This window comes from Mesorhizobium sp. M1273 (genome assembly GCF_040318195.1).
Classification (GTDB): domain Bacteria; phylum Pseudomonadota; class Alphaproteobacteria; order Rhizobiales; family Rhizobiaceae; genus Mesorhizobium.
Genome location: NZ_JAMYLV010000004.1, coordinates 194,198 through 213,735, shown reverse-complemented (window position 1 = coordinate 213,735; position 19,538 = coordinate 194,198). Strand labels below are relative to the sequence as shown.

22 protein-coding genes are annotated in these 19,538 nt (G+C 63.7%); 9 read left to right on the top strand and 13 right to left on the bottom strand.

Translation table 11 applies throughout. From position 1 onward, the window contains the following. Positions 1–87 precede the first annotated feature (87 nt). Together NKH30_RS06965 and NKH30_RS06960 are read left to right on the top strand one after the other, a co-directional pair. Positions 88–624, top strand: a complete 537-nt coding sequence (locus NKH30_RS06965) for a DUF934 domain-containing protein (protein ID WP_352994672.1) — start codon at positions 88–90, stop codon at positions 622–624. 137 nt (positions 625–761) lie between these two features. Continuing rightward, positions 762–1,382, top strand: coding sequence for a DJ-1/PfpI family protein (locus tag NKH30_RS06960; RefSeq protein ID WP_023675247.1), 621 nt, complete (start codon positions 762–764; stop codon positions 1,380–1,382). Between the two features lie 143 nt (positions 1,383–1,525). On the opposite strand, the gene NKH30_RS06955 is transcribed toward NKH30_RS06960, so the two are convergent. Further along, positions 1,526–2,548, bottom strand: coding sequence for a fatty acid desaturase (locus NKH30_RS06955; protein WP_352469420.1), 1,023 nt, complete (start codon positions 2,546–2,548; stop codon positions 1,526–1,528). 126 nt (positions 2,549–2,674) lie between these two features. Further along, positions 2,675–2,878, bottom strand: a complete 204-nt coding sequence (locus NKH30_RS06950) for a hypothetical protein (protein ID WP_023675249.1) — start codon at positions 2,876–2,878, stop codon at positions 2,675–2,677. Between the two features lie 233 nt (positions 2,879–3,111). Between NKH30_RS06950 and grpE the strand changes: the two genes are divergently transcribed. After that, entirely contained in the window at positions 3,112–3,747 is a 636-nt protein-coding gene (gene grpE, locus NKH30_RS06945) for a nucleotide exchange factor GrpE (RefSeq protein ID WP_352994669.1), read from the top strand. A gap of 112 nt (positions 3,748–3,859) precedes the next feature. On the opposite strand, the gene olsB is transcribed toward grpE, so the two are convergent. The 7 genes from olsB to NKH30_RS06910 all read right to left on the bottom strand — a co-directional run bounded on the left by olsB (position 3,860) and on the right by NKH30_RS06910 (position 11,305). Then, the gene (olsB, locus tag NKH30_RS06940; protein WP_023675251.1) at positions 3,860–4,735 is read right to left on the bottom strand and encodes a l-ornithine N(alpha)-acyltransferase; all 876 of its coding nucleotides are present in this window, start codon (positions 4,733–4,735) and stop codon (positions 3,860–3,862) included. A 149-nt stretch (positions 4,736–4,884) separates the two neighbouring features. Then, on the bottom strand, positions 4,885–7,173 hold the full coding sequence (locus NKH30_RS06935) for a PAS domain-containing hybrid sensor histidine kinase/response regulator (protein ID WP_352994666.1): 2,289 nt from the start codon (positions 7,171–7,173) through the stop codon (positions 4,885–4,887). Positions 7,174–7,261: 88 nt separating this feature from the next. Next, positions 7,262–8,251, bottom strand: a complete 990-nt coding sequence (acuI, locus tag NKH30_RS06930; protein WP_352539417.1) for an acrylyl-CoA reductase (NADPH) — start codon at positions 8,249–8,251, stop codon at positions 7,262–7,264. Positions 8,252–8,302: 51 nt separating this feature from the next. Continuing rightward, positions 8,303–8,779 carry a signal peptidase II gene (gene lspA / locus NKH30_RS06925; protein ID WP_352454178.1) on the bottom strand — a complete coding sequence of 159 codons (477 nt, stop codon included), beginning with the start codon at positions 8,777–8,779 and terminating at the stop codon, positions 8,303–8,305. Between the two features lie 26 nt (positions 8,780–8,805). Continuing rightward, the gene (locus NKH30_RS06920) at positions 8,806–9,669 is read right to left on the bottom strand and encodes a TrmH family RNA methyltransferase (protein WP_352539416.1); all 864 of its coding nucleotides are present in this window, start codon (positions 9,667–9,669) and stop codon (positions 8,806–8,808) included. After that, on the bottom strand, positions 9,670–10,731 hold the full coding sequence (locus tag NKH30_RS06915; protein WP_352539415.1) for an RsmD family RNA methyltransferase: 1,062 nt from the start codon (positions 10,729–10,731) through the stop codon (positions 9,670–9,672). It abuts the gene before it with no gap. A gap of 88 nt (positions 10,732–10,819) precedes the next feature. Beyond that, on the bottom strand, positions 10,820–11,305 hold the full coding sequence (locus tag NKH30_RS06910; protein ID WP_352539414.1) for a DUF1772 domain-containing protein: 486 nt from the start codon (positions 11,303–11,305) through the stop codon (positions 10,820–10,822). Between the two features lie 107 nt (positions 11,306–11,412). Between NKH30_RS06910 and NKH30_RS06905 the strand changes: the two genes are divergently transcribed. Next, positions 11,413–12,096, top strand: a complete 684-nt coding sequence (locus NKH30_RS06905; protein WP_352468341.1) for a helix-turn-helix transcriptional regulator — start codon at positions 11,413–11,415, stop codon at positions 12,094–12,096. Positions 12,097–12,182: 86 nt separating this feature from the next. After that, on the top strand, positions 12,183–12,551 hold the full coding sequence (locus NKH30_RS06900; protein WP_352469426.1) for a VOC family protein: 369 nt from the start codon (positions 12,183–12,185) through the stop codon (positions 12,549–12,551). Between the two features lie 88 nt (positions 12,552–12,639). Here the strand turns inward: NKH30_RS06900 and lhpI are convergent, their stop codons facing one another. From lhpI to sppA, 4 genes are all read right to left on the bottom strand, one after another. Then, positions 12,640–13,608 (bottom strand): bifunctional Delta(1)-pyrroline-2-carboxylate/Delta(1)-piperideine-2-carboxylate reductase, encoded by a 969-nt coding sequence (gene lhpI / locus NKH30_RS06895; RefSeq protein ID WP_352539413.1) that lies wholly within the window; start codon positions 13,606–13,608, stop codon positions 12,640–12,642. Positions 13,609–13,641: 33 nt separating this feature from the next. Continuing rightward, complete coding sequence (locus NKH30_RS06890) at positions 13,642–13,974, bottom strand: LapA family protein (RefSeq protein WP_352539412.1); 333 nt, start codon at positions 13,972–13,974, stop codon at positions 13,642–13,644. Between the two features lie 47 nt (positions 13,975–14,021). Further along, positions 14,022–14,306, bottom strand: coding sequence for an integration host factor subunit beta (locus tag NKH30_RS06885; RefSeq protein ID WP_023675261.1), 285 nt, complete (start codon positions 14,304–14,306; stop codon positions 14,022–14,024). An 81-nt stretch (positions 14,307–14,387) separates the two neighbouring features. After that, on the bottom strand, positions 14,388–15,344 hold the full coding sequence (sppA, locus tag NKH30_RS06880) for a signal peptide peptidase SppA (protein WP_352469429.1): 957 nt from the start codon (positions 15,342–15,344) through the stop codon (positions 14,388–14,390). A gap of 306 nt (positions 15,345–15,650) precedes the next feature. On the opposite strand from sppA, the gene lptC reads away from it, so the two are divergent. From lptC to rpoN, 4 genes are all read left to right on the top strand, one after another. Beyond that, entirely contained in the window at positions 15,651–16,364 is a 714-nt protein-coding gene (lptC, locus tag NKH30_RS06875) for an LPS export ABC transporter periplasmic protein LptC (RefSeq protein ID WP_023675263.1), read from the top strand. Beyond that, positions 16,351–16,959 (top strand): LptA/OstA family protein, encoded by a 609-nt coding sequence (locus NKH30_RS06870; RefSeq protein ID WP_292664963.1) that lies wholly within the window; start codon positions 16,351–16,353, stop codon positions 16,957–16,959. Before lptC ends, NKH30_RS06870 begins: the two co-directional genes overlap by 14 nt. Further along, positions 16,959–17,777: an LPS export ABC transporter ATP-binding protein gene (gene lptB / locus NKH30_RS06865; RefSeq protein ID WP_292664962.1), complete on the top strand. Its 819-nt coding sequence runs from the start codon at positions 16,959–16,961 to the stop codon at positions 17,775–17,777. Before NKH30_RS06870 ends, lptB begins: the two co-directional genes overlap by 1 nt. Before the next feature lie 197 nt (positions 17,778–17,974). Beyond that, on the top strand, positions 17,975–19,501 hold the full coding sequence (rpoN, locus tag NKH30_RS06860; RefSeq protein ID WP_352469431.1) for an RNA polymerase factor sigma-54: 1,527 nt from the start codon (positions 17,975–17,977) through the stop codon (positions 19,499–19,501). Positions 19,502–19,538: the final 37 nt, after the last annotated feature.

The window sequence follows — 19,538 nt, the reverse complement described above, 5'->3', positions numbered from 1 at the left end:
GCCCGCCTTCGGCTCGGCCTGACCTGAATCTCAACGCACCCTGAGGTGTTTTGCACTTTAGAATCTTTGGACTTGGGAATTTTCTTGATGAGCGACTTGATAGCCGAAAACGCCATGCGGCTGTGGACACCGGATGGGTTCCGCGAGGACGAGTGGGTTCATGCCGAAAGCGCCGAGGCGCTGGTCGGCAATGGCCGTTTCATCCTGCCGTTGCAGGCGTTTCTCGGCCTCGATCCGGAGGTGCGGCGGTCGGCGAAGGAGCGCATCGGTGTGCTGCTGCAGCCCGGCGATCAGCTCGAGAAGATCGCAGGCCTGCTCGATCAGCTGTCGCTGGTGGCGCTGGCGTTTCCGGCGTTCAATGACGGCCGCTCGTTCTCCAAGGGCGAATTGCTGCGCAGCCGTTATCATTTTGCAGGCGCTATGCGCGCCACCGGGCAGGTGCTGATCGATCAGCTGCCGCATATGTTGCGCCTCGGCTTCGATGAGTTCGAGGTATCGCACCCGGTGCTGCTGAAGCGGCTCGAGCAAGGCCGCACCGGCGGACTGCCGCTGTTCTATCAGCCGGCGGTGAAGCCGGAGGCCAAAGGCCCGAAATATTCCTGGCGGCGGGTGCGCGCCGGCTGATCCGCTCCAGAGGGCCAGAAGCCCTATCTGGTCGGACCACATTCCCGATTCAGCCTTTTATTTTGCGCCTCTCCGCCTTAGGATAGGCCCATTATTTCGCGATCCGAATAAATGTGGCCACAAGGGAGGAACCGGGTATGGCTGGCAAGAAGATATTGATGCTCGTTGGCGAGTTCAGCGAGGAGTACGAGATTTTCGTCTTTGAACAGGCCATGCATGCGGTGGGCCACACCGTCCATGTCGTTTGCCCCGACAAGAAGGCCGGCGATATCCTGAAGACCTCGCTGCACGACTTCGAGGGCCACCAGACCTATACGGAAAAGCTCGGCCACGACTACATCCTCAACAAGACGTTTTCCGAGGTCAATCCGGCCGACTACGATGCCGTCTACGCGGCGGGCGGGCGCGGGCCGGAATATATCCGCATCGACAAGCGCGTGCAGGCGCTGGTGCGGCATTTCCATGAGACGGGAAAACCGATCTTCACCATCTGCCACGGCGTGCAGATCCTGATCGCGGTCGACGGCGTGGTGCGCGGCAGGGAAGTCGCGGCGCTGCAATATTGCGAGCCGGAAGTCACGCTGGCCGGCGGCATCTATATCGATGTTGCGCCGACCGGCGCCCATGTCGACGGCAATCTTGTGTCGGCCAAGGGCTGGCCGGGCCTTGCCGCCTTCATGCGCGAATGCCTGAAAGTGCTGGGCACCGAGATCCGCCAGGGCGAGATCCTGATGCGCGACCAGCGCCAGGCGGCTTAAGCTCGGAATGTGGAGCCCGCCGCACCCCTAACGCATGTCGCGCAAAAGTGTTCAGCGGTTTTGCGATAACGGCATGCGTAAACAACAACCTAAAGCGCGTCGCATGAGGCCGAGCGCGACGCGCTTTAGATGCGGCGGTGCGTCTACACGGCCATCCGCGCTTCGCGGAACGATACCAGCTTGCTGCGGCTCTCGTCCCACAGCGCCAGCTTGACGCAGCGCAGGCTGTCGAGGAGTGTGACGCGGCCGATCTCACGCAGCTCCGGATAGTCCCTCAGCACTTCCGGAAGCCGGTAGCACGGCACCTTGGCCGAGAGGTGATGCACGTGGTGGACGCCGATATTGCCGGTGATCCAGTTCAGCACCGGCGGCAGGTCGTAATAGGACGAACCGTGCAGGGCAGCGTGCTGGAATTCCCACTCGGAGTCCTTTGTCCACTCCGTCTCCTCGAACTGATGCTGGACATAAAACAGCCAGATGCCGGCCGATCCGGCGAGGATGACGATCGGCAAATGCACGACCAGGAACGCGCCGGGGCCAACGAACCAGATGAGCAGCGCGGCGATGACCGCGATGGCGAGATTGGTCGACATCGACGACACCCAGGGGGTGAAACCGCCCCGCATCATGCCCAAGGGCAGTCTCTGCTCGAAAATGAAGATCCATATCGGGCCAAGGCCAAACATCACCAGCGGATGGCGATAGAGGCGATAGGCGAGCCGGCCCCGCCATGACAGTTGCCGATATTCAGCGACCGTCAGTGTCTTGATGTCGCCGGTGCCGCGCTCGTCGAGATTGCCGGCGCTGGCGTGATGGGTTGCGTGGGCGCGGCGCCAGCAATCGTAGGGCGTCAGCGTCAACACGCCAAGCACGCGGCCGATCCAGTCGTCGGCATAGCGGTTGGCAAAGAAGGAGCCGTGGCCGCAATCGTGCTGGATCATGAAGATACGCACCAGAAAGCCGGCTGCCGGAAGGATGAGGACCAGACCCCACCAATGGCCATAGGCATAAGCGGCCGAGGACAGTGCCCACAGCGTGGCGAAGGGGATGAGGGTGATGGCGAGTTCGACGGCGCTGCGACGCCTGTCGGGCTTTTTATAGCGCGACAGGATCTTCAACCAGGCGCGCTTGCTGTTTGCCACAGCTTCGGGGGAAATCATGTTCATCATGAAACATAGGCGGAGCGGCGCGCTGCCGCAAGGCGGAGATCACGCAAAGTTACTGCGGGTAAATGTCGCGCGATGGCGAGGAATTGCGGCCGCAATCGCAGGTCGCGTTGCTGGCGACGGTGTCTACCGACGGCGCCCGCCTGCGACCACCTTGGCTTCGACGCCGTCCAGGCGGTCGAGCAATTCCTTCAGACGGTCGGGAATATCGGACTCCGTGCGGAAGGCCGGTAAGGTGCGCAGAAAGCGCTTGGTCGCCTCGGTGCCGAGCTGGCGCCGGATATCGGCGGCGAGCCCGTCGCGTTTTTCGCCATTCCTGCGGGGCATCATCCAAAATCCTGTGTCGGCTTCGAAACTCTTCCAGGGGAGGAATGGTTCCCGCATTGTAGTGTCCCGGCAAGCAAAGCCGTCGGGTACGGTAAAGTTTGAATTAAAATCGAAAGGTCTGCGCCGTCCGCCAAGCAGCGACAGCGGCTGCAGTATCGCTTGCCCCTTGATTTTTGGCCGCTAAACCTCGATATCGGGCGCAAATCCACACCATTCGAAAATGACGGGAAACGGCGATGAGCGACCAGGCAAAAGACGAACGCGCGCCCGATGAAGCCGAGAAAACCGAGGCTGCCGCGGAGCCAAGGGAAGGTGGCGTCGACGGCGACTATGAGGCGCTTGTGCGGCTTCTGAAGGAAAACGAAGAGCTGAAGGATCGCGCGCTGCGCGTCGCGGCCGACATGGAGAATTTGCGTCGCCGCACCGCCCGCGACGTCCACGATGCGCGCGCCTATGCGGTTGCCAATTTTGCCCGCGACATGCTTTCGGTGTCAGACAATCTGCGCCGTGCGCTGGATGCCATCCCGGAGGAGGCCAAGGCGTCGGGCGATGCCGGCTTCAAGGCGCTGATCGACGGCGTCGAGATCACCGAGCGCGCCATGCTGTCGGCGCTGGAACGCCACGGCGTGAGGAAGCTTGAGCCCGAGGGCGAGAAATTCGATCCGAATTTCCACCAGGCGATGTTCGAGGTGCCCAATCCCGACGTACCGGCCAACACGGTCGTGCAGGTCGTGCAGCCCGGCTATTCGATCGGCGAGCGTGTGCTGCGGCCGGCCATGGTCGGCGTCGCCAAGGGCGGCCCCAAGCATGTCGCAAGCGAAGCGCCAGTCGAGCCGGGGCCGGTCAACGAGCAGGCTGAGAAAGATGCGTAAGTTAGGGGAGTAGGGGAATAGGGCAGTACGGGAGTAGGGAATAGCGCTACGTCGGGTAAAGTAGAGCAATTGCCTACTCGGGCCGTTGCCTTCTCTCCGCCTACTCCCCTATTCAGGCCGCAAACCGCTGCGCTTCTCCGCCATAATAATTGACGTAGCGGGCGCCGATCTCCTTGACCGGCATCACCACGAACACGTCGACCGTCGAGAATTCACGATCAATGACGCAACCGTCGCCGATGCGTGCGCCGACGCGCAGATAGCCCTTGACCAGCGGCGGCATCGCGGCGATCGCCGCCTTGGTATTGACGGCCTCGATCGGCATCAGATCCATCGAACAATAGCGCCCGGCGACGGCACGCACGTCCCAGGATGAATTCGTCCGGCAGTGGTGGGCAAGGTAGGTCAGCGCCTCTGCATGTGCCGCCGGCACGGTGCCGTGGAACGACGCGCAGCCGGTCATCACGCCAATGCCGTAATGATTGATATAGGCCCAGATGCCTTGCCACAGCGCCTCGATGGTGCGCTTCGAGCGGTATTCGGGCAGAACACAGGAGCGGCCGAGCTCGAGGAAGCGCTGGCCGGGATGCCGCGCGATCAGCTTGGTCAGCTCGAATTCACCTTCGGAATAGAAACCGCCGGCGGCCGCGGCAATCTCCTGCCGCAGCAGGCGGTAGGTGCCGACGATGCGGCGATGCTCGGGGCCGGAAAGCGAAGTATCGAAGACCAGCAGATGATCGCAGAGGGGATCGAAGCGATCGGCATCGCGGCGGTCCTGCATCTGGAACAGGTCCTTCCTGGCACCAAGCTCGTCGTAGAACACCCGGTAGCGCACTTCCTGCGCGGCAGCGATCTCGGCCTCGTTGCGGGCGAGCCGCACTTCGAGATTGCCGATGCGGCCGAGCGATGCGCCTTTTATGACGGCATCGGCGTTCCGGCCGACGAGCAAAGGCCCGCTGGCGTTCGGCCGAGCATCACATTCCGGCATGACTGTATGCACGAGTGATTCTCCTTCGAGCCATCCCTCTTGGCACGGGGATACGGTGTAGGTGCAACAGGATTGTGACAGTACCGTGATACGGCTCTGCGGGCAATACTTCGTCGACTGGGCAATCTATCAACCGTCTATGTTGTGCCTCAGGCGGCCGCTTGCCCTTCGACCGCATGAACCAGGGCATCGGGGTCGAGCGGCTTGGTGACGAAGCCGCTGGCACCGTGAGCGAGCACGGCGTGGCGCGTCTTTTCCTGGCTGTCGGCCGACAGCACCATGATCGGCACCGGCGGCACCGCGGTCTCCTCCTCATGGCGGCGGATGGCGGCGATGGCGTCCAGGCCGTCCATGACAGGCATATGCAAGTCCATCAGCACCACGTCGTAACGGTGCTTGTGGCCGGTGCTGATGACCGCCTCGACGGCGGCCTTGCCGTTGCCGACCACTTTCACGCGATGCCCGGCCTTCAGCAGCGTGGCGCGGGCCAGCATGGCGTTGATGTCGTTGTCCTCGGCGATCAGCACCGACAGGCCGTGCTGGCGGGCGCCAATGGCGTGCCCCGTCTGCGCGCCGCGCCTTTGCAGTTGCGGCTCGGCGACGACCGGCGCGTGGCTGGTCAAAAGCACGCGCAGCAATGTCTCACCGCGCACCGGCCTCGCAAGGAAGGTGGCGTAACCATTGGCACGGAACTCGCCAAGCATGCCACGGTCGGTCGGTGCGATCAGCGTCACTGCCTCGCAATCGGCAAATCCGCTCTGGCGCAGGCGCCTGAGCAGCCTGCCGTCGCTTTGCTCCATGGCAGCATCGATCAGCAGCACGTCGCAGCTCTCGGCGAAAGGGGTGGCCTGGGCGGCGGCGGTGGCCAGATCGACCGTGCCGCCATTGGCGCGAATGGTGCGGGCGAGGGCTTCGGCCTCGACCAGGTTCTTCGACACGATCACGGCATGCCGGCCCGACAGCGCGTCCTGGCGGATCTGCGGCGCCTCGACGGCGGAAATAGCGGGAATCTCGAAGACGAATTCGGACCCCTGGCCAAGCCGGCTCGACACAGAGATAGTGCCGCCCATGGCGGTCACCAGGCGCTTGGAAATGGCGAGACCGAGGCCGGCACCGCCATGCGCACGGGTCGAGGTGCCGTCAGCCTGTTCGAAGTCCGCGAATATGCGCTCCATGTCCTCCTCGCGCAGACCGGGGCCGGTGTCGGTGATGGTGAAGCGGATGCGGTCGGTGGTTTCGGTGCGGACGCGGGCGATGCTTGCCAGGACGCCGCCGCTGTCGGTGAACTTGACGGCGTTGCCGATGAGATTGAGCAGCACCTGCCTGACCCTGCCGGGGTCGGCGGTGATCAGCTGCGGCACGTCGGGTTCGACATGACAGCCGAGGCCGATATCCTTGGCAAAAGCCCGCGCCGCCAAAAGCTCGATGACATTGTCGGCGATCTCGCGCACCGACATCGGCTGCGGTTCGGGATCGAAGCGGCCGGCCTCGATCTTGGAGTAGTCGAGCAGGTCCTCGATCAGCGCCAGCAGCGCGCTGGCCGAGGTCGAGATGGCGCCGACATAGGTCCGCTGCTCGGGCGAAAGGCTGGTGTCGGCGAGAAGCCGGGCCATGCCCATGATGCCGTTCATCGGCGTGCGGATCTCGTGGCTGACGGTGGCGAGGAAGCGCGATTTGGCCTGGCTCGCATATTCGGCCCGCTCGCGGGCGGTGATCAGCGAGGATTCGGCGCGCTTGCGAGCGGTGATGTCGCGGGCGATGGCGCGATGCGAAACGGCGCCGCTGTCCTTGTCGCGCACCGACAGCTCGATCCAAGAGAACCAGCGTGGGCCGTCCGGCGTGCGAATGGCGACGTCGGTGGAACTCAGGCATTCATGGTCGGAAAACGCGGCGTCGGGGACGATGCCGACATCGATGCCTAGTTCGGCCAGGGTCTTGCCGGCAAGGTCGCGCTGGTCGGTTTCGACAAGGTCGGCGAAAACCTTGTTGGCGTAGACAATGTGGCCGTCGCGGTCACGATGGACGACGAGATCGCCGAGTGCATCGATCAGCCCGCGAAAGCGCTCCTCGCTCTCCTGCATCTCCCACATGCGGTCGGCCAGCGTCTCTATTTCGGCGCGGCTGCGGGCGGTCGTGGCATCGAGCAGGGCCACCGCGCGGCGCTCGGTGCGCCTGTTGCGCAGATGCATGGCGAGCCCGGCGATGGCTGTCGCCAAAAGGCCGATAGTGATGAAGATCGGCGCCCCGGTCAGATGCGAAAAGCCTGCCAGCACGACAATGGCGACGAGCGTCAGGAAGGGCAGGCCTTCGCGGTTGGAGGCCGGCAGTTCCGGCGCCAGCGGTGGCGCGGCGACAAGCTGCCGTCCTGGCGCCGCGGGGGCCGTCCCGTCGGCCCGTTCGGCTGGTTCCGCCTCTCTGATGCCGGGTTCCGCAATCATACGGAAATCCTGCCAGACAGAGCTTATCGAAGGTTGTGGTTGATCGCTCGAATTTTACCGGTCGCGCTCTTTTTTTTCCCTTGGGGGCTCACATATCCACCACCACGCGGCCGCGGATCTTACCCTCGACGATGTCATGCGCGGCGCCGATGATGCCGTCGAAGCCGATGCTCGTCGAAAGGCTGGCAAGCTTTGCGTGGTCGAGATCGGCGCCGATACGGCGCCAGGCCTCGAGGCGGACCGCCTTCGGCGCCATCACCGAATCGATGCCGAGCAGCGAGACGCCGCGCAGGATGAAGGGCGCGACGCTTGCCGGCAGGTCCATGCCGCCGGCGAGGCCGCAAGCGGCAACGGCGCCGCCATAGGAGGTCATCGATAGAACGTTGGCCAGCGTGTGGCTGCCGACCGCATCGACGCCGCCGGCCCAGCGTTCCTTGGCGAGCGGTTTTGCGGGCTGGGCAAGCTCGTCGCGTGAAATCACTTCCGCGGCGCCGAGGTCGATCAGATAGGGGCTTTCGGCAGCACGGCCGGTCGAGGCGATGACGTGATAGCCGAGGCTGGACAGGATCGAGACCGCGACCGAGCCGACGCCACCGGCAGCGCCGGTCACCGCCACCGGGCCGCGATCGGGCACGATGCCGTGGCGCTCCAGCGCGATGACGCAAAGCATGGCGGTGTAGCCGGCGGTGCCGACCGCCATCGCATCATGCGGGCTCATGCCGTCCGGCAACGGCACCAGCCAGTCGCCCTTGACGCGGGCGCGCCCTGCAAAGGCGCCGAAATGCGTCTCGCCGACGCCCCAGCCGTTCAATATGACCTTGTCACCCTTGCGCCAGTCAGGATTGGAAGACGAGATGACGGTGCCGGCGAAATCGATGCCCGGCACCAGCGGCCAGTGGCGGATCACCGGCGCCTTGCCGGTAATTGCAAGACCGTCCTTGTAGTTCACCGTCGTCGCCTCGACCGCGACGGTGACGTCGCCCTCCATCAGGTCTGCCTCGGTAAGCTCGGTCACCGCGACCGACTGGTTTTTCTCGGCGTCACGCGAAACGAGGATGGCTTTGAAGGTTTCGGGCATTTTTTCTCCTCGGGCTTGCAGATCAGAATGTGTGGCGCCAGGCGAGTGAGGTCAATCGCTCGACGCTCCGCGCCGCCAGCCAATGAGTTCGTCGAAGACGACCAGCACCGCACCAACCGAAATGAAGGCGTCGGCGAGGTTGAAGATCGCGAAGGACCAGACCGGCGTATGGAACAGGACATAGTCGATGACATGACCGTAGATTGCGCGATCAATCAGGTTGCCGAGCGCGCCGCCGACGATCAGTGCGAAGCCGATGCGGGCAAGCAGGTGGCCGGGCGGCGTGCGGGCCGCAAGATAGAGCACGAAAGCGACCACCAGAACCGCGACGACCACCAGGCCGGTGTCGCCGAAGGACGAAAACAGCGAGAACGCGATGCCGGTGTTGTAGGTGCGGTACAGCGCCAGGAACGGAAGCAGGTCGAGCCGTTCCTGAAAGGCAAGACCGGTTTCGACTAGGTATTTCACCCACTGGTCGAGCGCTATCGCGGCGACGACCAGAAGAGCATACGGCCTCCAGGACTTCATGGTTTGCAGTTTCACGGTTTGAGATGTCACGATCTGGCGTCCTCCGGGCCGAGCTTCAGCGCGCCGCGCCGGATCTCGAACAGCATGACGCCGGTGGCCACTGCAAGGTTGAGCGAATCGGCGCGGCCGGCCTGCGGTATCCGCAGCAGTTTGTCGCAGCTTGCGGCAAGCTCGTCAGGCAGGCCTTGCTGCTCGTTACCCATCATCAAAAGCACCGGGCCCTTTGAAAAATCGACCGAGCGGTAGTCGACCGCACCCTTCAGGTGGGTGCCGGCGACGAGGCCGGGGAAGCTCGTTCGCCAGGCGAGAAAAGCTTCGGGCGACGCCTTGGCGACCGGCACGGCGAAAATCGAGCCCATGGTGGCGCGCACCGTTTCGACCGAAAAGGGATCGGTGGTCTCGCCGACCAAGATGACGCCCCTGGCCCCGACAGCGTCGACCGTGCGGATGACGGTGCCGAGATTGCCGGGGTCGCGGACGCGGTCGAGCGCCACCCAGACGTCGCCGTCACGGGCGCGGATGTCCTTCAACGGCAGGTATTTCTGCGAGAACACGCCGACGACCATTTGCGGATTGTCGCGGCGGGTGATGGCGACCAGCACTTTTTCCGAAACTTCAAGGACGGTGCCGCCGGCGGCGACCGTGCGCGCCGCGACCTTTTCAACCGCCATATTGCCACGTCCGGCCTTGGCGAAGACCAGTGTCCTGATCGACCAGCCGAGATCGAGCGCGTCGATGACCAGCTTCAGGCCTTCGGCCATGAAGGAATTCTGCTGGTCACGGAATTTCTTCAGCGCGAGCGCCTTGATGTCCTTGACCAGCGGGTTGGCGAGGCTGGTGACTTCCTTCACCTGCCCTGGCGCGCCCGCGTGCCGTTCGTACGCACTCATTCAGGCCACCCAGCGCGAGAACAGCGAGGTCGAAAGCGCCCGACCGGCAGATTTCTCGCGGATGATCAATTCACCCGACTCGACCGTGCCGCCCATGCCGGCGAAGGTGTCGCGCATCAGGGCATGGATGGCGAAAAAAGAGGCGCGGATCGAATAGGCGGTCAGTACCACGGCGAGCGGCTTCGGCGTCAGGATCGTGCGGCAGATATCGGTCAGCGCCGGCAGGTCCTCGAACAGCTGCCAGACCTCGCCTTTCGGTCCGCGGCCATAGGCGGGCGGGTCGAACAGGATGATGTCGTAGCGGCTGCCGCGGCGCTCCTCGCGTTCGGCGAATTTCACGGCATCGTCGACGATCCAGCGGATCGGCTTTTGCGACAAGCCCGCCATTTCCTGGTTTTCGCGCGCCCAGCCGATCGCCTTCTTGGAAGCATCCACGTGGGTGACCTCGGCGCCGGCACGCGCCGCCACCAAGGAGGCAAGGCCGGTGTAACCGAACAGGTTCAACACCTTCACCGGCCGTTTTGCCGCCGCGATCAGTCCGGCCATGTGGTCCCAGTGCGAGGCCTGCTCGGGAAAGACGCCGACATGGCGAAACGAAGTGAAGCGGCCGAGATAATCTATGCCGTCATGCTTCATCGGCCAGGTCTCGCCGAGCGGCGTCTTGGGGAAGCGCCAGCGGCCGATGCCTTCCTCGTCGGTATCGCCGGTGAAAATGGCGTCGGCGCGCTCCCAGTCCCTGGCCGGCAAAGCCTTTTGCCAGATCGCCTGGCCCTCCGGCCGAACGATGCGGTAGGGGCCGTATTGCTCGAGTTTTTCTCCGGCGCCGCTGTCGAGCAACGCGTAGTCCTGATTGGGGCCGACCTCGAGGATCAGCGGCAGATGTTCGGCAGGCAGCGCGCCATCGCGACGGGATAGAGGGCGCGGCGCGGCTTTCGGCTCGGACCGGTCCTGCAGTTTAGGCTCCGAACCGGCGGTCAGGCCGGCGTCGCGCCGCCGCGGCTGCTCCGCCCCGCCCTTCGGGGGCGGGCGGCTGTCGCGGCGTTTGTCGCGAAAAGGTTTCAAGAAGGCGCATCTCCGGACGGCGGCTCGCCGCTTCTGCCACAGCACATTGACCGGCGCAACAAAAGGGCTGCCGACGTGTGCAACCGGATCAGCCGCGCCTGATCGACAGCAGGCCGACTGCGAGCGCTATGAAACCAACGGCCTTGAAGCCGGTGACGACCATATGGCCGGTTTCCCAACTGCTCCGGATACTTTCGAAATTGTCCGGGATCGGTCCAGGCACCCAGGTGGCCAGGACATCGTTTGCCGGTTTGACCAGGGTAAACCACGCCACGAGGGCCATCAGATAAAGCACGGTGGCGGCCAAAATCCACCAGAATGCCGGGCGGTCACTGCGCAGCATCCAGGCGAGAAGCCCCGGACAGGCGATCGCGGCCACGTCCAGCGGTGCGCCGACAATCGCGAAGAATTGGAACTGAGCGTTGAAGACAGTGGTTTCACGCCAGAGCGAAGGCGGCCAACTGGTCAGCCGCGGCACCGATTCCAGCACATGGGCGAAGGATGGTCCGAGGCTGAGCGCAGCGACGATGGCGGTCAAAACCGACCAGAACAACAGGAACCCGCGCATATCCATAGTGGCCAGACAACGGCGTCAGGACGCAGACGTTCCCGTCCGCCACCCATGTCGCTTGCCGCCGAAAGCGCTGGGGCTCTATCGTGATTGAAACCAGGTCATGATTCATGTCCCGTGCTGAACGCCTGCTCGACCTGATCCAGATCCTGCGCCGGCATCGCCGGCCAGTCAGCGGCCGCAGCCTTGCGGGCGAAATGGGTGTGTCGATCCGCACGCTCTATCGCGACATCGCCACGCTGCAGGGGCAGGGCGCGCCGATCGAGGGTGAGGCGGGGTTGGGTTACGTGCTCAGGCCCGGTTTCATGCTGCCGCCCTTGATGTTCACCGATGAGGAGATCGAGGCGATCGTGCTCGGTTCGCGCTGGGTGGCCAAGCAGCCGGACTGGCGGCTTGCGAACGCCGCCACCGACGCGCTGGCCAAGATCGCCGCGGTGCTGCCGGACGATTTGCGCGAAGAGCTCGATGCCTCGACGCTGCTGGTCGGGTCGCGCACCGAGGTCACCGAAGGCATCGATCTCGGTGTGGTGCGGCAGGCCATCCGCGAGGAGCGCAAGCTGAGCTTTGTCTATCGCGACGCCGGCGGCGCTGCCTCCGAGCGCACCGTCTGGCCGTTCGCACTCGGCTTCTTCGACAAGGTGCGCGTCGTCGCGGCCTGGTGCGAGATGCGCCAGGATTTCAGGCACTTTCGCGCCGACCGGATATCCGGCCTCAATGCCACCGAGATGCGCTATCCGCGCCGCCGTCAGGTGCTGCTCAAAGAATGGCGGGCGACGCTCGACACGCCAAGCTAAGGCTGCTGCTCAGTTGAGACTGCTGCCAGAATCTGGCAGTGGCGTACGGTATGCTCCTCCAGTCGAAACCATCGGGAGAGCAGTTCATGACACCGCCCAATTTCGTCATCCTCTATGTCGACAAGCCTGAGCAAAGCGGCGCCTTCTATAGCGCGCTGCTTGGGCGGCAGCCGGTCGAGACCTCGCCGACCTTCGTGCTGTTCGTGCTCGACAACGGCTTCAAGCTCGGCCTCTGGTCGCGTCACACCGTGGAACCGGCCGCCGCGGCAGCAGGCGGTGGCGCCGAGATCGTCTTTGCGCTGGACACGCCGGAGGCGGTCGATGCCACCTACACCGATTGGGCCGGACGGGGTCTGAAAATCCTGCAGAGCCCGACCGACATGGATTTCGGCCGGACCTTCGTCGCGCTCGATCCCGACAATCATCGGCTAAGGGTCTACTGGCAAAGGGAGTAAGGCAGTAGGGCAGTAGGGGAGTACGTGACAGGAAATATAGCTGGCGCGGCGCCGCACGATCAGTGCGGTTTCCTACTGCCCTACTGCCCTACTGCCCTACGCTTGCGCGATACACGCCAATGCCGGCGGCGAGGTCCTCGAGGGCTGCGCCGACCGACTTGAACAGCGTGATCTCGTCGTCGTTCTGCCGGCCTTTTTTCTGGCCGCGCGTGAGTTCATAAAGGTCGGCGACGATGGCTTCCGGCTTCAACACGCCGGAGGCCAGCGGCTGGACGATGTCACCCGCCTCTTTGGCGGCGCCAGCGCGGGTGTCGACATAGACGCGGGCCCGCGCAACCGTGTCGTCGTCGCTTTCGCGCATCGCCGGAGTGAAGCCGCCGACGAGGTCGACATGCGTTCCGGGTCGCAACAAGGCGCCCTTGACCAGCGGCTCGGTGGTGATCGTCGCCGAGGAAATGATGTCGGCCTGGCCTAGTTCGGCGTCGAGATCGCCTGCGGCTTCGGCCGCAAAACCTTCCGCACGCAATCTTGCAGCGACCTTTTCGGCATTGGCCGGCGTGCGGTTCCAGATGCGGATGCTGGTGATCGGCCGCACAGCCGAATGCGCCTTCGCCAGGAACGGCGACAGCGCGCCGGCGCCTACCACGAGCAGCCGCGAGGCGTCCTCGCGGGCCAGGTAGGAGGCGGCCAGCGCCGAGGCGCAGGCCGTGCGCCACTGCGTCAGCCGCTGGCCGTCGATCATGGCCTGCGGCTCGCCAGTGGCGCCGTCGAGCAAGAGGTAAAGGCCCATCACCGCGGGTTTTCCGACAGCGTTGTTGTCGGGCGACACGGTGACGATCTTGATGCCGATGTGACCGCCGGCGGAGGTGCCAGCCGTGTTGAAGTCGGTCCAGGCCGGCATCAAAAGCAGCGTTGAAGCGGCGCCGTCGGGCCGCTCTATCGTATGATGGTGCCTCACCGGCTGTACGGCGCCATCGCGAAACGCGGCGCGCAGCGTCTCGATCAGTCCGGGAAAGGTCAGCGCGCTGTCGACCTCGGCGGCCGAAATGGTCAGCATGAAAGGCTCCGCGAAAGATATGTCAGCGACGCTTCAGTTTGTCGGCTTCGGCAAAGCCGGGCCTCGAGGCGCGGCAGGCGCGCGGCTTACCGCCTGGCGCAGATTCTCGGCCTCGGCACCGCGCTGGCGCGCCAGCTTGCGATAGCGCCCCTGCTTGATCCAGGTCGCCAGGCTGCCGACGATCATGCCGATGGCAAGGGCAAGGAACAGGAATATGAACAGCGGCAAGGTCAGCGTCAGCGCCGGGTTGCCCGGATTGAACGGGTCGAGCGTGAAGGCGACCGGTTCGCGGTTGGCAACGGCCAGCGCGATCAGGATGACGGCCAGCGGCACGAAGACCACGATGAGGATTAAGCGATTGAACATGTTTTTCCGTAGGGACTGCTGCCGGAGCGGGACGGCGGGCGCGGCGCCTATTTGCCTCCGTTCAGCCTTTCACGCAATTCCTTGCCGGTCTTGAAGAACGGTACCCATTTCTCCTCGACCTCTACGGATTCGCCGGTGCGCGGGTTGCGGCCGGTGCGGGCAGGGCGATTTTTCACCGAAAACGCGCCGAAGCCGCGCAACTCGACCCGGTTGCCCTCGGCAAGCGCGTCGGTGATTTCATCGAAGATGGCGCTGACAATGTTTTCGACGTCGCGCAGGAAAAGATGCGGATTACGCGTGGCGATGATCTGCACAAGTTCGGATTTGATCATGAAAAGGCTCCCCGTAAAAGCAGTGCCGCCGAAATTATCAGAATGATTTTATTTGGTTTTTCACTCGTCCCAGGCGGTTCCTCAAGGGTGCCAGACGGAAACGAGACCGTCAAGAAACAAGCGGTCCGCTCCAATTTCGTGAAGGACGTCGCCGTCATGGCCGGCCAGGCCAAGCGCAGCACCGACGGTCTGCGCCATCGCTTTGGAGAACAGGAAACCGCCGCGTTTTTCCGTGTCCTTCCATTCCACCACCTTGAGCTTGGCATCGACGCCCTTGCCTGCAAGCCAGTCGATCGCTTCGGCCTCGCCGCCGACCGCGTCGATCAATCTGTTGGTGACCGCCTGCCGGCCGGTGAAGATCGACCCGTCTGCGAGCGCCAGCACCTCCGGCTTGGTCATGTTGCGGCGCTCGGCGACGATGCCGACGAACCAGTCGTAGCTGTCGAGGATGAGCTTGCGGACCATGGCGCGCTCATCGTCATTGGTCGGCTTGAAGGGAGAAGGCGAGGCCTTCAAGGGCGAGGATTTCACCTCCTCCAGCTTGACGCCGAGCTTGTCCATGAGGCCGCTGACGTCCGGGTACTGAATCAGCACGCCGATCGAGCCGACGATCGAGGATTTGCGTGCGACAATATGGTCGGCCGCGGTGGCGATCATATAGCCCGCCGAAGCCGCGAGCGTGCCGACCTCGGCCACCACCGGCTTGTCTGCGGCAAGCTTGCGCACTGCCTCATAGATCGATTCGCCACCGACGGTGGTGCCGCCGGGTGAATCGATCGACAGGATCACAGCCTTGACGCGCGGCGACTGACGGATTGCCTCCAGCCGCTTGATCAGTTCTTCGTCTTCGGTGATGGTACCTTCGATCTTGACCTTGGCGATGTGGTCGACAGCCGCGCCGGTGAAGTCGTCACCATAGATCCATGCCGAGAAGGCGATCAGTCCGGCTGCCGCGACGATAATCGCCGCAACACGCCAGAATGTCAGCTTGCGGCGCAAGCGGCGGCGGTCGATCAGGTCGTCGGCTCTCAATACCATGGTCAGCCTCGTAGTCGGTGGGAGCAGATGCTTTTAAAGCAACCATTCGCGCCCGGCTACCGTTTCCTGACGGCCTTGCGCCAAAGGCCGTTAGGCATTCGCGGCAAGCCTCAACCTGTCTCGTTCCACAGGCCCTAACACTGTGCGCCCATATCTGGTATGAGGTACAGGCTGCGCTGGGGCCATTTTCATTGTACAGGGGCGGCTGTCACATTTTTGCGGTTTTCCTCGGCTTGTGCTTGCTTGAGGGCGCCGGCACCCCACCTATAGGGCGGCCTGGCGGGCAGGGGTTTAGAAGAAGCAGTCATGTTAGCGGGACCAATCGAACCGACCAACACCGAGACGGAGTTGGCTCCCAAGGCCGCAGGCCGGGCGCGGGTCGACGCGTTTGACGTTGCGCAGCGTCATTCGCGCCGGGTCCGTATCCTCAAGCTGGCCGTGCCGCTGGTCGCTGCCGTGATTGCGGTCGCGTTTCCCGTCTATTCCTATCTCATGGCTCCCGCTGCAATCGAGGTGCAGGCCGACGGCGGCGCCTTTGCCGATGGCAAGCTGGTGATGGCCAACCCCAAGCTCAACGGCTTCACCAAACAGAACCTGCCCTATTCGATGACAGCCCTGCGCGCCATACAGGATGTCAGCAAACAAGGCATCATCGATCTGGAAGGCATCAAGGCCAAGCTGCCGATTGCGGCCGACAACACGGCCGCCATCGATGCCACGCACGGCACCTATGATCGCGACGGCAACACGCTCAGCCTGACCAGCGATGTGACCGTGTCGACCACGGATGGTGTGGTGGCAAAATTCAAATCAGTCTATCTCGACATGGGCGAAGGCACTATGAAGACAAGCGAGCCCGTCGATGTCAGCCGCGGCGGGTCGCGGATCAGGGCGGATTCGATGTCGGTCCAGGACAATGGCAAGGTCCTGGTTTTCGAGAACAAGGTGCGCGTCGACATCGATCCCGCCAGTTTGAAGGCGGCAGAGGCAAAGAGCGGAGAGACCAATGCGGTTCAGTAGTTCGGCACGGCGCCTCGCCGCGATTTCGGCGTTGACGCTCGGGTTGCCCTTGGGGCTGACCTTCGGGACGGCGCCGTCGCTGGCGCAATCCAGTGCCACCAGCCAAATGTCCGGCCTCAGGCTGTCGGGCGACAAGCCTATCCAGATCGAAAGCGACAAGCTCGAGGTGCGCCAGGCGGAAAGCGTCGCCGTCTTCACCGGCAACGTCAACGTCGTCCAGGGTCCAACCGTGCTCAAGGCCGGCAAAATGACGGTCTATTACGTCAGGGATGCAGGCGCCGCTAAAGGCGCCCAGCCCGCGGGTGCCGCGGCAATGACCGGATCCGCCAACATCGACCATCTCGAGGTCGACGATAAGGTCTACATCAAATCGGACAATCAGGTTGCCACCGGCGACCGCGGCACCTTCGACATGAAGACCGAAGTGCTGGTGCTTTCGGGCAGCAAGGTCGTGCTCTCGCAAGGCGATAACGTGCTTGTCGGCTGCAAGCTTACCGTGCAGATGAAGAGCGGCCTTGCCCAGGTCGACGCTTGCGGCGGCCGCGTCATGATGTCGATCACGCCGCCGGCGAAGTCTGGAGCAGCGAAACCCTGATGACCGGCATATCGTCGCTGCTGGCGCGTCTTCCAGGGCGCGCCGCCAGCAAACTTGCGGCACCGGCCAGGGTCACCGTCGAAGCGGCAAAGTTCAAGGGAACCTTGATCGCCAAGGGGCTGACCAAAAGCTACAAGGGCCGCAAAGTCGTCAGCGGCGTGACGCTGGGCGTGCGCGCCGGCGAGGCGGTTGGGCTGCTCGGCCCCAACGGCGCCGGCAAGACGACCTGTTTCTACATGGTAACCGGCCTGGTGCCGGTCGATGAAGGCACGATCGAAATCGACGGTTTCGACGTCACGTCGATGCCGATGTATCGCCGCGCCCGTCTCGGCATCGGCTATCTGCCGCAGGAAGCGTCGATTTTTCGCGGCCTGAATGTCGAGCAAAACATCCGGGCCGTGCTCGAGGTCGTCGAAAAGAGCCGCAAGGAGCGTGAGCGCCTGCTCGACGAATTGCTCGAGGAATTTCACATCAGCCATCTGCGCAAGGCTCCGTCGCTGTCGCTCTCCGGCGGTGAGCGGCGACGCCTCGAAATTGCCCGCGCCTTGGCAACCCGCCCCGCCTATATGCTGCTCGACGAACCTTTCGCCGGCATCGATCCGATCGCCGTCGCCGACATCCAGCAACTCGTGCGCCACTTGACGGCACGTGGCATCGGCGTTCTGATCACCGACCACAATGTCCGCGAGACACTTGGCCTGATCGACCGCGCCTACATCATCCATGCCGGCCAGGTGCTGACCCATGGTCGAGCCGACGAAGTGGTCGCAAATGCCGACGTGCGGCGGCTTTATCTCGGCGAGGGATTTACACTCTAAATGCGAAATTCCGGTTCGAACGGGATTTCCGGCGTAGTCCAACAGCTTTTTCTTCAATTTTCTGCCTGAAAACGCGTCGGCAGGCGAGTTTTACCGCTCCTCGCCTTGACAAGCAAAAGCCGGGCCAGTTTCTATGCTGGCCTGGAAAATTCCTTCCAGCAGTGCGGGTGCGTAGACGGGGCGTTTGAAACCGAACCATGGCGTTGGCGGCAAAACTACAGCTACGACAGTCGCAGTCGCTGGTGATGACGCCGCAGCTGATGCAGTCGATCCGCCTGCTGCAGTTCACCCATCTCGAGTTGGAACGCTTCATCGACGACGAGATCGAACGCAATCCCTTGCTGGAACGCGCCGAACCGCAGGAGGACGCCGCCAGCGACCAGGCGCAGAAGGGCGACGCCGCATCGGAACCGGCTGCCGACGGCGACTGGTTCGAGGCGGAAACGGCATGGAGCGCCGAGGCGATCTCGGAAAAGCTCGATACGTCGCTGGAAAACCTGTTTCCTGACGATCCTGGTACGAGCGAGCGGCTCGGGCCCGACCTGACGGCACAATGGAAATCGGCGTCCGGCAATGGTTCCACCTCTTCCTCCGACGGCTTCGACGTCGCGGATATGGCGGCGGCGGCCATCACGCTGCGCGACCATGTCGGCGAGCAGGTGGCGCTCGCCTTTGCCGATCCGGCGGCGCGCCTGATCGCCGGCGAGCTTGCCGACGGCCTCGACGAGGCCGGCTACATGCGTGCCGATATGGCCGAGATCGCCGCCCGCCTCGGCGCGGACGCCACGGCGATGGCAACGGTCCTGGCGGTCTGCCAGACATTCGAGCCCGCCGGCATATTCGCCCGCGACCTCGCCGAATGCCTGTTGCTGCAGCTGGCCGTGCGCGACCGGCTCGATCCGGCGATGAAGGCGCTGATCGCCAATCTCGAACTCCTGGCACGGCGCGATTTCCAGACGCTGAAGCGGATTTGCGGCGTCGACGAAGAGGATCTGCTCGACATGCTGGCCGAGATCCGGGCGCTCGACCCACGGCCGGGAATGGCGTTTTCGCGCGGTGCCAGCGATGCGATCGTGGCCGACATCGAGGTGCGTGCAGCCAATGACGGCAGCTGGACGGTCGAGCTCAATGCCGAGACGCTGCCGCGCGTGCTGGTCGATCACATCTATTTCGCCCAGGTCACGCCACATGCGAAAAACCAGGCGGAAAAGGATTTCCTTGCCGAATGCCTGCAGAACGCCAACTGGCTCACGCGCAGCCTCGACCAGCGGGCGAAGACCATTCTCAAGGTGGCCTCTGAGATCGTGCGCCAGCAGGACGCTTTTCTCGTCCACGGCGTGCGGCACCTGAAGCCGCTCAACCTGCGCACGGTGGCGGACGCCATCGGCATGCACGAATCAACGGTCAGCCGGGTCACGGCAAACAAATACATGCTGACGCCGCGCGGCGTGTTCGAGCTGCGCTATTTCTTCACCGCCTCGATCGCTTCGTCAGGTGGCGGTGATGCGCATTCGTCGGAAGCGGTGCGCGACCGCATAAAGCAGCTGATCGACGAGGAGAAAGCCATCGATGTGCTTTCCGACGATGCCATCGTGGACATGCTGCGGGAAAGCGGCGTCGACATCGCCAGGCGCACGGTGGCCAAATACCGGGAAGGCATGAACATACCCTCTTCGGTGCAGCGGCGGCGCGAAAAACGCGCTTTGGCCAGCGCCGGCCGTTGATCTCCGGCGGAATTTCCACAGCTTTCGCCCTTCATTG